Origin of the sequence: Streptococcus sp. (assembly GCF_041802885.1) — a bacterium.
Taxonomy (GTDB): Bacteria; Bacillota; Bacilli; order Lactobacillales; family Streptococcaceae; genus Streptococcus.
This window is the reverse complement of sequence record NZ_JBHCHN010000017.1, coordinates 1-15,706: the sequence shown is the minus strand read 5'-3', so window position 1 is coordinate 15,706 and position 15,706 is coordinate 1. Positions and strand designations below refer to the sequence as shown.

The following is a 15,706-nucleotide window of genomic DNA, read 5'->3' as shown; positions in this document are numbered from 1 at the left end:
CAAACGATGGGATTTCAATTGCGGGTGCAGAAAACGGGACATCTCCAAGGTATCGATTACAGGTTGTGGCGCTTCGGCCATACCATAGCGTTCATAGCTGTTGTTCAAAAAGCCCATGTCAAAGCTGGCATTGTGGGCAACCAAGACTGCATCCTGGCAGAAGGCCTGAAATTCTTGCAGGACCTGCAAGAGGGGCTTTGAGCCCTTGACATGGTTGTCGGTGATGCCTGTCAACTCTGTGGTAAAGGCTGACAGGGGATGGCCTGGGTCGATAAACTCATCAAACTGCTCGATAATATTGCCCTTTTCCATCTTGGAGGCCGCAATCTGAATCAGGTCATTGTGCTCCGCTGAAAGTCCCGTCGTTTCCACGTCAAAAACCACATAAGTCGCTTCCTTGAGGTCCATGGGAACCTCGTTGAAGGTGATGGGAATGCTGTCCTCCACGATATTGGCTTCCAGACCGAAAATGGCCTTTATTCCTGCCTTCCTGGCAGCATGGTAGCCATGGGGGAAGGATTGGACATTGGCATGATCGGTGATGGCGATGGCCTTGTGGCCCCACTTGGCTGCTCTGGCAATCAGGTCTTCGACCGGGGTCAGGGCATCCATGGTCGACATATTGGTATGGGCATGAAACTCGACTCGCTTCTGGTCATCCGGCATCAGGTCCTTGCGGATTTCCTTTTTGACTTCCTGCACATCTTGGACATTCATGGTCAAGTCGCGCGTGTACATATTGGTCTCAATGTTGCCTCGCACCCGCAGCCAGTTGCCCTTCTTAATCATGTCAAACTTCTGGGCATCTTCTTCATCCTTGGCCCATTTTTGCAGCTTAAAGGAGGACGTATAGTCTGTCATCTTGAAGTTGATAATAACACGGCCAGTTCGGGTCGTTTTTTGCTCAACTTCAAAGACCAAGCCTTCAAACACCAGGCGATTTTCTTCCGTTTCCACTTCTGCCATCGGAGTGATGGGTTCTTTCTCCAGAGAAGTTCTTGCTGGCTTTTTCTTTTTAAACTCTTGGAAATTCCCGCCAGTTGGTGCCGCATCTGGGACTAGTGGAGGGGCCATCTGAGCCAGTTGCTCCAAGGCTGAAAGGGTTTCTTGGTGGGCCTGCTGGTAGATTTCTTCATTCTGGGCCTGAAAGTTTTCTTCCTGCTGTTGGGTCATTTCCTGACAGACACGGATTTCCACCGTCAACTGCCCCAAACCAAAGCGGGCCAGCTGCTCCACCAGATTGGGCAGGTGATTCTTGCGAAAATGGGGCGTATCCACACTTTGCGGGCCTTCTATCCAAAGCTGCCCATCCTCATAGACCACCTTCAAGTCCTGAAAAAGAGACTTGAAACCGGCACTTTGACAGAGTTCTTCCTCAAAAGCTTGGCGGTAATAGGCCTGGAGGATGTCACTGGTTAGGTCCTGCTGGTCTGTCACCAGTTGAAAACGGGCCTGGTTGCCGGTCTTAGCAAATTCATTGTGGAGACGGGCCTTGAAGAGCTGGTAGTGGCTGATGTCCAAAACCTGAGGCAGACGGAAGGTAAATTCCCAGACCTTGCTGACTTTGTGGACCAAAACTTTCTCAATTTTTCCAGCAGAAAAAGCCCCTGATTCCCGTAATTCCAGTGGCATTCCAATCTGTTCTAAAAGAAGTTGAAATTTATCTGACATACTGTCCCCTTGATTCATAGTATTTCCATTTTATCACATTCAGAAGCCTTTTTCGAGAAGAAAGAAGCCCATTTCTGGACTTCTCTTTTCGTATTTGCTTTAGCTCAAGATGGACAGGGTTTCCAGCAGTTGGTCTACATGGACCTCTACCGTATCTCCAGTTCCCTTGATTTTGACTTCGACAACACCTTCAGCTGCCTTTTTCCCAACCGTAATCCGAATTGGCAAACCAATCAAATCACTGTCTGAGAACTTGACACCTGCCCGCTCATTGCGGTCATCTGTCAAGACTTCGTAGCCCTCTGCCTGCAAGCGGCTTTCGATACTGTCTGTCAGAGCCATGGCTTCTTCATCCTTGACATTGACTGGAATCAGATGCACATCAAATGGTGCCAATTCCTTAGGGAAATTGATGCCCCAAGCATAGCGGAACTCGCCCTTTGGTGTCTTGTTGACAAAGAGGCGGGCATGTTGTTCCAGAACAGCGGACAAGAGGCGGCTGACCCCGATACCATAACAGCCCATGATGATGGGTACACTGCGACCATTTTCATCCAAGACATGGGCATTCATGCTGTCTGAATAACGGGTGCCCAGCTTGAAAATATGACCAATTTCAATCCCACGTGCAAATTGGAGAATGCCTTGACCGTCTGGTGAAACTTCCCCTTCCTTGACCTCGCGAATATCTACATACTCGGTCACTTGGAAGTCACGACCTGCATTGGCACCCTTGTAGTGGAAGCCGTCTTGGTTGGCTCCGACCACGGCATTTTTCACATCCTGGACCTTCCGGTCGGCAATGATTTTGACATTTTCTGGCAGACCGACTGGGCCCAGCGATCCAAAACCAGCCCCAAAGGCAGATTGAACTTCTGCTTCCTCAGCCGCATCAAAGAAATCTGCGCCCAGATAATTTTTTAGCTTGACATCATTGACCTGGTCATTGCCTACCAACAAAGCCACTACCAATTCCCCATCCGCCTTAAAGACCATGGTCTTGATGGTTTCTTCTTCAGAGACCTGCAAGAAGGCAGCTACATCGTTGATGGACTTGCAATCTGGCGTTGCAATCTGAACCAGGTCCTCCTCAGCCACAACCTTGGTGCTTGGCTGGTACTGGTTAGTGGCCATCTCTAAGTTGGCAGCATAGTCCGACTGGCTGGAATAGGCAATGGTATCTTCTCCAGAGACCATCCAGGAGGATAATTCAGCCTTGATTTCTTCCAAGACCTCCGCAGGAATCTCATCCAGGGAACCGACAGACTTGTCCAAAACCAACGAACGACTAAGATCGGTCCGATCTGGGGTAATGGCCATAAATTCCTGGCTGTCCTTACCGCCCATGGCCCCGCCATCCCCGATGATGGCCTTGAAATCCAGGCCACTGCGGGTGAAAATGGCTTCATAAGCTGCCTTGTAGTCATCATAGGTCTCATCCAAGCTATCGTAGTTGGCATGGAAGCTATAACCATCCTTCATGATGAACTCGCGGCCCCGCAACAGACCGTTGCGAGGGCGTTTTTCATCGCGATACTTAGGCTGGATTTGGTAGATATTGAGCGGTAATTGCTTGTAGGACTTGACCGCATCACGGGCCAAAAGAGTGACGGTTTCCTCATGGGTTGGACCTAGGATAAAGTCAGAACCTTCCCGGTTTTTGAGTTTGTAGAGGTCATCTCCATAGGTGTCATAACGGCCGGATTCCCGCCAAATATCCGCTGATAAGAGGGCTGGAGCCAAAAACTCCACCGCACCAATCTTGTCAAACTCTTGGCGCATGATGGTTTTAGCCTTTTCAATGACCCGGTTGGCAAGTGGCAAATAGCTATAAATACCAGCTGAGACCTGACGAACATAACCCGCTCGCACCATAAGGGCATGACTGATTACTTGGGCATCCGATGGCATCTCACGAAGCGTCGGAATCATCATTTTAGATTGTTTCATGTTGATGATACAGAGAGCGACTAAAAAGCGACTGAAAGTTAGGACGCAGCCTGAAATCCTGATTTCAATAGCTGTCTATCTAAATTCCAAGCTTTTCAATCGAGTTCGATTACGAATACCCTCTGTTTCCTTTCATTGTGTTGTTTATCGAATAATGACTAGGACTAGACACCTGAATATCAGGTACCTTAGCCCACTTTCAATCTTTTTTCAGTGATTTTCCTAGAAAAAGACCCGCATAATATCGTTCCAGGTCACGACCAACATGAGGACAACCATGATGGCTACACCGACCAGGGTGATATAGGACTCTGTTTCCTGTTTCAGCGGCTTGCGGCGGATGACCTCAATCAGATTGATAAGGATTTTTCCACCGTCAAGGGCTGGAATGGGAATCAAGTTGAAGATTCCCAGATTGATGGACAACATTGCCAAGAGGCTCAGGACAGGTAAAATACCGCCTTGCGCAGCCTGGGAACTGATATTGTAGATAGCTACTGGGCCTCCCAGTTGCTTGACATCAAAGCTGGCAATGATATTTTTGAGGGCATTGACAATCAAGAGGGCTGTTGCTCCCGCTTCTTGGAAGCCTCCCACAATAATCTCAACAAAGCCGGTTTTCAGATAAGGTGAGACCCCCAGGCGGAAGTAGCCCTGATCCTTAATGGTTGTCACTTGAAGAGTTTTTTCTTTGCCATCTTCTTCAACAAGCAGATTTAGGACTGGCGCTTCCTTAGCCTTCTCATTGACCTGGGCTAGGATATTCGATACGTCTTTATAGTCTGAGACTTGCTGACCGTTGATTTCTAAAATCCTGACGCCGGTTTCAACACCAGCAGCCTGAAGGGCACCGCCGTCCGTTACTGTTACTTGGTTGGTCGTTACATCTGGGACCCCACCCTGAAGGAAGAAAAAGAGGATAAAGGTCAAAATTCCCAGAATAAAGTTATTGAGGGGCCCAGCAAAGTTGGTCATCAATCGTCCCCAAATACTGGCATTTTGGTACTGTACATCTAGTGGCGCAATCCGCACCTCTGTGCCATCCTCCTCAATGATGGTCGCATCGTGATCCACCTGGAAGGTCTTGCTTTCGTCCAAGACCAGGCCAGTAATCTCCAACTTTTCTTCAAAGTCAAAGGAGGTCACATTCATGGGCAGGCTGGTATTGTCCAGCACCTTATCAGATAGGTTGACGCGAGTGACTACCCCTTCCTCATTGAGGGTTAAGGAGACGGGAGTCCCCGTCTTAATCTCTGTCTTATCCTCGCCCCAACCGGCCATGCGAACATAGCCGCCCAGAGGCAGCATCCGGATAGTATAGGCAGTCCCATCTTTGCCGATATGGGCAAAGATTTTTGGCCCCATCCCGATGGCAAATTCCCGCACCAGGATACCGGCCTTTTTCGCAAAGTAGAAGTGTCCAAATTCGTGAACTACCACGATGACACCAAATATAAAAATAAATGCAATAATTCCCTGCATAGAATCTCCTTAAAATAGACCGAAGAAATGCATGATCGGGAAGACAAAAATCAGACTATCGAAGCGGTCCAAAATACCACCGTGGCCTGGTATGATTTTCCCTGAATCCTTCACGCCGAAATGGCGCTTAATGGCACTTTCAACCAAATCTCCAAACTGGGCAAAAACAGAAAAAATCACCACCAAGAGTAAAGTCACGATAAAGGAATAGTTAGTGACCACCTGCTTATCAAAAATAAGAAAGGCAGCCGCAACTGCTACTGCTGATAAGATTCCACCGATAAAACCTTCTACTGTTTTATTGGGAGAAACACGTGGCATGAGTCTATGTCGTCCAATCTGACGTCCAATCATGTAGGCACCCGTATCTGTCGCCCAGACAATCAAAAGGGCAAAGAGAACTTTGTTAAGGCTGTCCATTCGAGCGCCCACTAGGTTGTGAAAACCAATCCCCACATAAAAACTAGAGGCAATCGGGTAAACCACATCCGCATAGGAATAATGACCGATGTTAAAGACGATGGAACCTAGCATGAGAAAGACCACAATTCCAAAGGCGATATAGTTACCATCTGTTGGAAGAAAGGAAAGATAGGTCTCCAGAGGCAAGGTCAACACTAAGGCTGCCAACATAGCCAAGACCCCCTCAATCGAACTAGGCGATAAGCGGTTCATCTTGAGCAATTCAGCTGTTGCAATCATAGCTAGAAAACCAATAAAGAGTTGAAAGACCACTCCTCCCATCACCAAGAGCGGGATAAAGACCGCTAAGGCCAAGGCCCCAAAGATGACCCGTTTTTGTAAATCTCTATTCATTTCTTTCTCCTTAAATACCACCAAAACGTCTATGGCGGCGGTTGTATTCTTCGATGGCTATCTGTAAAGCCTTCTCATCAAAATCTGGCCAGGCCACATCTGTAAAATAAAGCTCACTATAGGCCGTCTGCCATGGCAAAAAATTACTGAGGCGCTGTTCCCCGCTGGTTCGAATCACCAAGTCAGGATCTCGCAACTTGTCTGGTAGACATCCAGTATAGAGATAGTCTGCAATTAACTCTTCATCAATATCGCCAGGATTGAATTTGGTATCCAAAGCATCCTGCACGATGGAGCGAACAGCCTTTGTAATTTCATCTCGTCCCCCATAATTGAGCGCAAAATTGAGAATCAAACCGGTGTTGTTCTTGGTCTTGTTCTCAGCCCGATAGAGGGCCGTCATGGTCGCCTCAGGCAGACGATTATGGTCACCAATCATCTGGATACGGACATTATTGGCATGCAAATCCGGAACATACTTATCATAAAATTCCACTGGTAAATTCATAATGAACTTGACCTCTTTTTCCGGACGACTCCAGTTTTCTGTCGAAAAAGCATAGACTGTCAGGACCTTGACACCCATATCAGAGGCAGCCTTAGTCACCTTTTGCAGGGCATCCATCCCGGCCTTATGTCCCATAATCCGAGGCTGCATCCGTTTTTTGGCCCAGCGGCCATTTCCATCCATGATGATGGCGATATGCTTGGGAACTTCCAAGATCAACTCTTCTTTTTCTTTTTTTCCAAAACCAAAGGTAAACATCATTTTTCCCTCATTGTTATAATCACACTATTATAACATAATTTCAAAAGATACAACATGCCTGAAATCTAGGGAAAAACTAGGACAGCTGATTTAATCGTCCTTGGTCTGGCGACTATCACTACGCAAGGCTATCCAGTAGGAGGCCACTTCCTTGTAGCCCTGATGGCGGTACATGGGGCGATTGGCTTCTTCCGCAACCAATATAGCCCGTTCCTGATTGGCTAGAGCAGCCTTTTGAAGTGCGGTCCCAATCCCTCTACCTTGATAAGCTGCATCCACCTGGTAATCATCAATTTCCACATAACCCTCGAAAAACCAAGCCGTGACAGAACCTACAATCCGTTGGCCATCTAAGGCCAGATATATTTTGGAGCCATTGGTCAACAGGTAGTCCCGATTGTCCGCCAACATCTGTTCCGCATAGACTTGCCCATATTGCAGGTGATCCTGATATTGAACCTGCAGGTAGTCTTCTAAGTAAGCTTCATCCAACTCAACAATCCGAATATCACCCAAATTATGATCCTTGAGCCGCAAGTCCTCCACTGAGCTAGTAAAAATTAGATGCCTGGAAAAGCCAAAACCCTGCTTTTTCAAATAATCTGCTAACTCTGCCGAAATCTCCTGATTTTCCGCAAAGAAAAGAAAGGCATAATTGCTGACATAGCCTGCTTGTTCCTGGCCCAAGTATGCCAAATCTGCTTCCAATTCAGACAGATTAGGCATTCTTTTGTAGCTGAGATAGTTGGAAAAATAACATTCTGATGTCGCCGGATTTTTAAAATGTTTGAATCGAGTGTTTTCACGAAAGATCGGCTCGCCAGATTCCAATAATTCCTTGTAGTTCATGTTCTTCTCCTCCGACCTCTGAACAAAAAAAGAATAACGAGTGTTATTCTTCGATAGCGCTGTCGCTTTCTTCTGTTGGCTCTTCAATCGCAACCTCAACTGATGCAGCTGCTTCTGAAACTCGGTTACGGATAGCTGAACGATCAAAGGTCAGGTAAATTCCGTCGATGTCCAAGACCACTTTTTGGTCATTGATTTCATCTACGATACCATATAAGCCACCAATTGTCACGATTTCATCGCCCTTTTTGATTTGGCTCAGTTCATTGGCCCGGTTTTGCTGTTGCTTTCTTTGAGAAAACATCATCCAACCCAACAAAGCCAACATTAATACTGGAAAAATAAATTGTCCCATGTGATTCACCTCATTTTTTAATAAGTTCTATTATAACAAAAATCAAGTTGAAAGCAAGGCTAAGCTAACCACATCAAAAAACAGAAAAAGCCAAGCTTTTTCTGTTCCCAATGATTAGATGGTGCCCCAAACAGACTCCAAGATGTTGGTTTGTTCCCGGCCTGGTCCGACAGAGAAGGTTGAAATCCGAACCCCAACCAGCTCACTGATGCGGCGGACATAATTGCGGGCATTTTCAGGTAATTCGTCCAAGCTTCGGACACCTGTGATATCTTCCTGCCAACCTGGCAGTTCTTCATAGATAGGCTTGCAGCGCTTGAGAGCTTCCAAACTAGCTGGATAATGGTCAATCCGCTCCCCATCCAAATCATAGGCCACACAGATTTTCACTGTGTCCAGACCAGAAAGGACATCAATGGAGTTGAGGGAGAGGTTGGTAATGCCAGATACACGGCGGCTATGGCGCATAACAACGGAGTCAAACCAGCCCACGCGGCGCGGACGGCCAGTCGTTGTCCCATACTCATGTCCAACCTCACGAATGCGCTCGCCCACTGCATCAAAGAGTTCTGTTGGGAATGGTCCATCCCCCACCCGGCTGGTGTAGGCCTTGCAGACCCCAACCACCTTGTCAATCTTACTTGGACCAACACCTGAACCAATAGTCACACCACCTGCCACTGGGTTGGAGGAAGTGACATAAGGATAGGTTCCTTGGTCAATGTCCAGCATTACTCCCTGAGCCCCTTCAAAGAGGACCCGTTTACCAGCATCCAAGGCATCATTGAGAATGACAGAAGTATCCGTCACATATTGCTTGATTTGCTGACCATATTCATAATATTCTTCAAAAATTTCCTCAAAAGAGAGGGCTGTCGAATCATAGAGTTTGGTGAATTGACGGTTCTTTTCTTCTAAGTTGATGCGCAGGCGTTCTGCAAAAATCTCCTTGTCCAAAAGGTCTGCAATCCGAATCCCAACTCGGGCTGCCTTGTCCATGTAAGCTGGTCCAATCCCCTTGTTGGTGGTTCCGATTTTATTTTCACCCTTGGCTTCTTCCTGCAACTGATCTAGCTTGATATGATAAGGCAGGATGACATGGGCCCGGTCTGAAATCCGCAGACTCTCAGTTGGGACCCCCTCGCTATGAAGGTAGGCTAATTCCTTGACCAGAGATTTGGGGTTAACCACAACTCCATTTCCGATGACAGAGATTTTTTCTGGGAAGAAAATCCCTGACGGAATCAGGTGCAACTTGAATTTTTTTCCATCGATAACGATGGTGTGCCCAGCATTGTCACCACCTTGATAGCGGGCAATCACCTCTGCATTGGCAGATAAGAAATCAGTGATTTTCCCCTTGCCTTCGTCACCCCATTGGGTACCAACAACTACTACTGATGTCATAATTTCGTCTATTTATGGGCAAGATACGGCCTGCCCAGTCCTTTCCTCAAAACAAATGGCGGGAATCTCACCCGCAAGTCTTGGTTACACCCTATTATACTAAAAAACGAACTTTTTTTCAAGAATGGTTGATAAAAAGAGAAAACCCGAACGTTCTTGATTTATTTGCGAAAAGCCCTGTTATTTCCCGAAAGTTTCTGGCAAGTCCGGCACCTTCAGACAGGGCTACCGTAGCAAAAATTTGTTTTTGACCTGGAAAGGGTTTAAAATAGAGATAATATCAAATTTGAGGCAAGGACATGACCCTATCCAATTTATTACAAAAAACAGAAAGAAACAGTCCCATCTTACAGGGAACCTTCGGCCTGGAAAGAGAATCCCTACGGATCAACGACCTTCACCGACTGGCCCAGACTCCCCATCCAAAAAGCTTGGGCAAGCGGTCTTTCCACCCCTATATCCAGACCGATTACAGCGAGCCCCAGTTGGAGCTGATTACCCCCATCAGCCAGTCTACTAGGGAAGCCCTGCGCATTTTAGGGGCCATTACCGATGTGGCCAGCCGCTCGATGGAGCGCTCGGAGTATCTCTGGCCCCTTTCCATGCCCCCGCAGATTACCGAAGATGAGATTCAGATTGCGGCCCTAGAAAGCGACTACGAATACCAATACCGGGTCGGCCTGAGCCAGCGCTATGGCAAGCTCCTCCAGTCCATGTCTGGCATCCATTACAATTTTGAACTAGGCAAGGACCTGACCCAGACCCTTTTTGAAGCCAGCGGCTATGAGGACCTGGTCACCTTCAAAAATGACCTCTATCTCAAGCTGGCCCAAAACTTCCTCTATTACCGCTGGCTCCTTACCTACCTCTACGGGGCTAGTCCTCTGGCGGAAAGCGGATTTTTCAAAAACCCGCCAAGTTACCCTGTCCGCTCTCTGCGCAACAGCTCCTATGGTTATGTCAATGCCGATGATGTCCAGATTTCTTTTGCCAGCCTGGAAGCCTATGTGAACAACCTAGAGGACTGCGTTTCTTCTGGAAAATTGTCTGCGGAGAAGGAATTTTACTCGGCGGTCCGCTTACGCGGCAGTCAGCGCAACCGTGATTATCTGACCAAGGGCATCCGCTACCTGGAATTCCGCTGTTTTGACCTCAACCCCTTTGAAGCCCTGGCCATCAACCAGGAAACCCTAGATGTCGTCCATCTCTTCCTCCTTGCCCTCCTATGGATGGACAGCCTGATGGATGTGGACGCCCAGCTGGCCCAGGCCCATGACCTCAATGAAAGAATAGCCCTTAGCCATCCCTCAGAAAAACTGCCTGCGGAGGCCGATGTAGACAGGATTTTGACTGCCATGACCGAAGTGGTGGAGCATTTCCAACTCGATGCCTATTATGGGCAGCTGATTCAACAGATCCAGGCAGCCATTGCCGACCCTAGCTTGACAATCGGCGGTCGACTCAACGCCCATATCGAGGACCAGTCATTAGAGGACTTTGGCCGCAAACAGGGGCAAGACTTCCATGACTATGCCTGGACAGCTCCCTATGCCCTAAAGGGCTATGAAAATATGGAACTATCCACCCAGATGATTCTCTTTGATGCCATTCAAATGGGGCTCAACCTGGAAATCTTGGATGAAAACGACCAGTTTCTCAAAGTCTGGCATGGTCCGCATGTCGAGCTCATTAAAAATGGCAACATGACCTCCAAGGACAATTATGTGGTTCCTCTGGCCATGGCCAACAAGACCGTCACCAAAAAAATACTCCGCGAGGCTGGCTTCCCAGTCCCAGCAGGCAGTGAATTTAGCAATAAGATGGAAGCCCTGCGCTATTATGGCCAGGTGGCCAATAAGGCCATTGTGGTCAAGCCAAAATCCACCAACTATGGCCTGGGTATCTCCATCTTCCAGGAACCAGCCAGTTTGACTGACTATGAGAAAGCTCTGGATATCGCCTTTTCAGAAGACTCGGATATTCTGGTGGAGGAATTTATCCCGGGAACAGAATACCGCTTCTTCATCCTTGATGGCAAGTGTGAAGCTGTCCTTCTGCGGGTGGCTGCCAATGTGGAAGGCGATGGGATTCATACCATTCGAGAGTTGGTAGACCTGAAAAATCAAGACCCCCTACGGGGTCGGGACCACCGCTCGCCGCTAGAAATCATCCAACTAGAAGATATCGAACTCCTCATGCTGGACCAGCAAGGTTTTACACCGGAGACCATCCTAGCCGACGGTGTTAAGGCAGATCTGAGGAGAAATTCCAATATTTCCACCGGTGGGGATTCCATCGATGTGACCGACCAGATGCACGACTCCTATAAGCAGCTGGCAGCCCAAATGGCTACGGCCATGGGGGCCTGGGTCTGCGGAGTTGACCTGATTATGCCAGATACCAGTCTCATGTCTAGCAAGGAAAACCCAGCCTGCACCTGCATTGAACTCAACTTCAATCCAGCCATGTACCTGCACACCTACACCTATGCCGGACCAGGCCAGGTTATCACCAAGAAGATTTTGCAGAACTTGTTCCCTGAACTATCCTGATACGTCTCAAACTCAAAAGACAAGTAGTTTTAACTTACTTGTCTTCTTTTTTGTGTTAAAATAGAAACACTATGGATAAGATTATAAGAACAATATCAGAAAGCGGGCATTTCCGGGCCTTTGTCTTGGACAGCACGGAAACCGTCCGAACAGCCCAGGAAAAACATGACAGCATGGCCTCCTCAACGGTGGCCCTGGGTCGGACCTTTATCGCCAACCAGATACTCGCAGCCAATGAAAAGGGCGACACCAAGATTACCCTGAAAATTTTGGCAGAAGGGGCCACTGGGGCCATCATCAGCGTTGCCAATAACCAGGGCCAGGTCAAGGGTTATATCCAAAATCCAGATTTGGACTACAAAAAAACAGCGACTGGTGAGGTCATTGTTGGTCCTCTGGTTGGTCAAGGCCAATTCTTGGTTATTACCGACTATGGTATCGGCCATCCCTACCACTCCACCACCCCCCTCATTTCTGGGGAAATCGGAGAAGATCTGGCCTACTACCTGACCGAAAGCCAGCAAACACCATCAGCCGTCGGCCTCAATGTCCTGCTGGATCAGGAGGATAAGGTTCAGGTTGCGGGCGGATTTATGGTACAGGTCTTGCCTGGTGCGTCGGAGGAAGAAATTTCTCGCCTTGAAAAACGCATCCAAGCCATGCCTGCTATCTCCAGCCTGCTGGCATCCGATGGCCATATGGAAGCCCTTTTGTCCGCCATTTATGGCGAAGAACCCTATAAGATCCTCTCCGAAGAAGCCCTCAGTTTTTACTGTGACTGCTCGGAAGAGCGTTTCTTAGATGCCTTGGCTGGCCTGCCTGTATCCGATTTGGAGGAGATGATGGCTGAGGACCAAGGTTGCGATATCACCTGCCAATTCTGTCGCAGGCATTACCATTTTACAGCAGAACAGTTGGAGGAACTCATCCGTGACAAATCTCAATAGCCCCTTCATGATTGGGGACATCCAAATCCCCAATCGAACCGTCCTAGCTCCCATGGCAGGCGTGACCAACTCAGCCTTTCGGACCATTGCCAAGGAAATGGGCGCTGGTCTGGTGGTCATGGAAATGATTTCTGAAAAAGGCCTGCTCTATAACAATGAAAAAACCCTGCACATGCTCCACATCGAGGAAAACGAATTTCCTATGTCCATCCAGCTCTTTGGCGGGGATGCCGAAGGCCTCAAGCGGGCCGCAGACTTCATCCAAACCAATACCAAGGCAGACATCGCAGACATCAACATGGGTTGCCCAGTCAACAAGGTCATCAAAAACGAGGCTGGTGCCAAGTGGCTCAAGGACCCAGACAAGATTTACCACATCATCAAGGAAGTGACTTCTGTCTTGGATATTCCATTGACGGTCAAAATGCGGACCGGTTGGAACAATACCGATCTGGCAGTGGAAAATGCTCTGGCCGCAGAAAGTGGTGGTGTGGCTGCCCTGGCCATGCACGGCCGCACCCGGGAACAGATGTACACTGGCACTGTGGACCTTGAAACCCTGACCCGAGTGGCTGGCAGCCTGACCAAGATTCCCTTCATCGCAAACGGTGATATCCGCAATGTTGAGGACGCCCGCCAGCGGATTGAAGAAGTCGGTGCCGATGCGGTCATGGTGGGACGGACAGCCATGGGCAATCCCTATATCTTCCACCAAATCAACCATTATCTGGAGACCGGAAAGGTCTTGCCTGATTTGACCTTTGCAGATAAGCTCAAGGTGGCCCATGACCACCTGACCCGCCTGGCCAATCTTAAGGGCGAAAGCGTTGCTGTCCGTGAATTCCGAGGTCTAGCTCCCCACTACCTTCGTGGAACAGCTGGCGCTGCCAAAATCCGCGGAGCCGTTGCCAAGGCCGAAAGCATCCAAGAAGTTGAAGCCCTCTTTGAGCAAGCCTTGCAGAGATAGGAAAACAAGGAAAAAGAATAATCAAAAATAGGAGCCCTCGGGCTCCCATTTTTTTCTTACTTTTCATCCTTCTTCAAGGAATTTTTTACTCCATCAACAAGGCCTTCGACACTGTCCTTGACATCTTGCACAACTTCCTTGGCCTTAGCAGCCACTTTTTCAGTTGCACCTTCAGTCTCTGCCTTCTTGTCGCCTGTCAACTTACCAAACCCCTCTTTTACAGAGCCCTTCAATTGATCCAACTTTGCATCAAACTTTTCTGACATAGCCTGTCCTCCTTTTCTTGATACTTCATTATACCATCCATTGAAATCGTTTTCAAATTATTTGCTTTCTTTTTCAAAAAAGAAGCTGGACTCCGCCAGCTTCCCTAAATCTTCTTAAGCAAAATATGGTCTGTATCGGCCTGATTGCCAGTCCAATAGACATGCTCTCCAACACGGACAAAACCATGCCCCTTATAGAAGGCCTGGGCCGCATCATTGTGCTCCCAAACGCCCAGCCAAACAGAATCATAGCCCGCTTCCTTGGCATGCTGCATGGCAAAGTCCATGAGAACAGTGCCGAAGCCTTGGCGTTTTTCGCTAGGCCGAACATAGATGCGCTGGATTTCCAGGGTATTTTCCGCCACACCCTGTTCGGTCTGCGCAGCCCCAACATTGAGCTTGAGATAGCCCACCAGACGATCCTCCTGATAGAGGAAGAAAAAGTCTGATTCTGGGTTTTCCAACTCCTGGCTCAAGGTTTCAATGCTATAAGCATCCCGGAGAAAATCCTCCATATCCTGGGGATTGACGATGGATTCCTTAAAGGTATCATAGTAGGTTTCACAACTGATTTCCCGCAGATCCTGGACGCTTTCTACTCCAATTTTTACAATTTCCATCTCTTACCTCCCCACTTCAAACTTGAGTTGACCAGCCGAGATACCGATTTTCAGTTGGTCGCCTGCTCCTACTTCTTCTCTCAGGAGCATTTCGGCCAAACGGTCTTCGACCTTAGTCTGAAGCAGCCTGCGCAGGGGACGAGCCCCCATATCCGGGTCATAGCCTTCCTTGGCCAAGAGTTTCAGGGCAGCTGGCTGGAACTTGAGGGCAATCCCTTTTTCAGCTGTAATGGCTACTAGTGGTTTGATCATGACCTTGACCACTTCCTGCATATCCTGGTCAGACAGACTGTGGAAGACCACCTTCTCATCAATACGGTTGATAAATTCTGGCCGGTAGGCCTTTTTCAGCTCCTCAAAAATCCGTTTTTCCATGTGTTCCTGACTGCGGGATAGATCCAAGGCGCCAAAACCGACTGTCTTGTCATCCCGAAGGGCCGTCGCCCCCAGATTGGAGGTCATGATAATGAGGGTATTAGAAAAGTCAATCTTACGGCCCTTGCTATCGGTCAGGACTCCATCATCCAGGACCTGCAAGAGGACATTGAAGATGTCGGGATGGGCCTTCTCCACCTCATCGAAGAGGAGGACCGAATAAGGTTTGTTGCGGACCTTCTCTGTCAATTCTCCGCCTTCCTCATAGCCCACATAGCCTGGAGGGGCTCCATTGAGGCGACTGGCCGCAAATTTTTCCATGTATTCTGACATGTCAAAGCGAATCAAGGCAGACTCATCATCAAAGAGGACCTCGGCCAAGGCTTTGGCCAACTCGGTCTTGCCGACGCCTGTCGGACCTAGGAACATAAAGGAACCAATCGGCCGTTTGCCAGAGCGGATACCGGATTGATTGCGGCGAATGGCCCGACTGACTGCTGAAATAGCCTGATCTTGCCCGATGACCCGCTTGTGCAGTTCTGCCTCCAGGTTCAGATACTTCTTGGCATCAGACTTGGTCAGCTTGGTGACAGGGATACCAGACAGGCGACTGAGGGTCTGCGAGATGGCATCCTCCGTAACAGCCAGCTGGTAGCTGGGAACCTGGTCCTGGCCCTCCT

Annotated in this window: 14 protein-coding genes; 3 read left to right on the top strand and 11 right to left on the bottom strand. The window is 48.6% G+C overall.

Going from position 1 to position 15,706, the window contains the following annotated elements; all coding sequences use genetic code 11:
• The 8 genes from ACEYCN_RS02060 to ACEYCN_RS02025 all read right to left on the bottom strand — a co-directional run.
• Nucleotides 1-1,671, bottom strand: a 1,671-nt coding sequence (locus tag ACEYCN_RS02060) for an exonuclease domain-containing protein (protein ID WP_373712643.1), incomplete at its 3' end; no start/stop codon positions are given.
• A 99-nt stretch (nt 1,672-1,770) separates the two neighbouring features.
• Complete coding sequence (locus ACEYCN_RS02055; protein WP_373712642.1) at nt 1,771-3,621, bottom strand: proline--tRNA ligase; 1,851 nt, start codon at nt 3,619-3,621, stop codon at nt 1,771-1,773.
• A 222-nt stretch (nt 3,622-3,843) separates the two neighbouring features.
• Nucleotides 3,844-5,103 carry an RIP metalloprotease RseP gene (gene rseP, locus ACEYCN_RS02050; RefSeq protein WP_373712641.1) on the bottom strand — a complete coding sequence of 420 codons (1,260 nt, stop codon included), beginning with the start codon at nt 5,101-5,103 and terminating at the stop codon, nt 3,844-3,846.
• A 9-nt stretch (nt 5,104-5,112) separates the two neighbouring features.
• On the bottom strand, nt 5,113-5,919 hold the full coding sequence (locus ACEYCN_RS02045) for a phosphatidate cytidylyltransferase (RefSeq protein WP_373712640.1): 807 nt from the start codon (nt 5,917-5,919) through the stop codon (nt 5,113-5,115).
• 10 nt (nt 5,920-5,929) lie between these two features.
• Nucleotides 5,930-6,685: an isoprenyl transferase gene (locus tag ACEYCN_RS02040; RefSeq protein ID WP_373712644.1), complete on the bottom strand. Its 756-nt coding sequence runs from the start codon at nt 6,683-6,685 to the stop codon at nt 5,930-5,932.
• Between the two features lie 93 nt (nt 6,686-6,778).
• On the bottom strand, nt 6,779-7,537 hold the full coding sequence (locus ACEYCN_RS02035; RefSeq protein ID WP_373712639.1) for a GNAT family N-acetyltransferase: 759 nt from the start codon (nt 7,535-7,537) through the stop codon (nt 6,779-6,781).
• A gap of 43 nt (nt 7,538-7,580) precedes the next feature.
• A complete protein-coding gene (gene yajC, locus ACEYCN_RS02030; protein WP_373712638.1) occupies nt 7,581-7,892 on the bottom strand; it encodes a preprotein translocase subunit YajC in 312 nt (103 codons plus the stop codon).
• Between the two features lie 114 nt (nt 7,893-8,006).
• A complete protein-coding gene (locus ACEYCN_RS02025) occupies nt 8,007-9,299 on the bottom strand; it encodes an adenylosuccinate synthase (RefSeq protein WP_373712637.1) in 1,293 nt (430 codons plus the stop codon).
• 299 nt (nt 9,300-9,598) lie between these two features.
• On the opposite strand from ACEYCN_RS02025, the gene gshAB reads away from it, so the two are divergent.
• The 3 genes from gshAB (at nt 9,599) to dusB (ending at nt 13,765) form a co-directional block, all read left to right on the top strand.
• The gene (gshAB, locus tag ACEYCN_RS02020; RefSeq protein WP_373712636.1) at nt 9,599-11,851 is read left to right on the top strand and encodes a bifunctional glutamate--cysteine ligase GshA/glutathione synthetase GshB; all 2,253 of its coding nucleotides are present in this window, start codon (nt 9,599-9,601) and stop codon (nt 11,849-11,851) included.
• Nucleotides 11,852-11,922: 71 nt separating this feature from the next.
• A complete protein-coding gene (gene hslO, locus ACEYCN_RS02015) occupies nt 11,923-12,798 on the top strand; it encodes an Hsp33 family molecular chaperone HslO (protein WP_373712635.1) in 876 nt (291 codons plus the stop codon).
• Nucleotides 12,782-13,765, top strand: a complete 984-nt coding sequence (gene dusB / locus ACEYCN_RS02010) for a tRNA dihydrouridine synthase DusB (RefSeq protein WP_373712634.1) — start codon at nt 12,782-12,784, stop codon at nt 13,763-13,765. The genes hslO and dusB overlap by 17 nt, the downstream gene beginning before the upstream one ends.
• Before the next feature lie 56 nt (nt 13,766-13,821).
• On the opposite strand, the gene ACEYCN_RS02005 is transcribed toward dusB, so the two are convergent.
• The 3 genes from ACEYCN_RS02005 to ACEYCN_RS01995 form a co-directional block, all read right to left on the bottom strand.
• Nucleotides 13,822-14,031: a CsbD family protein gene (locus ACEYCN_RS02005; protein ID WP_373712633.1), complete on the bottom strand. Its 210-nt coding sequence runs from the start codon at nt 14,029-14,031 to the stop codon at nt 13,822-13,824.
• A gap of 104 nt (nt 14,032-14,135) precedes the next feature.
• The gene (locus ACEYCN_RS02000) at nt 14,136-14,651 is read right to left on the bottom strand and encodes a GNAT family N-acetyltransferase (protein WP_373712632.1); all 516 of its coding nucleotides are present in this window, start codon (nt 14,649-14,651) and stop codon (nt 14,136-14,138) included.
• A gap of 3 nt (nt 14,652-14,654) precedes the next feature.
• On the bottom strand, nt 14,655-15,706 hold a 1,052-nt coding region (locus ACEYCN_RS01995), incomplete at its 5' end, for an AAA family ATPase (protein ID WP_373712631.1).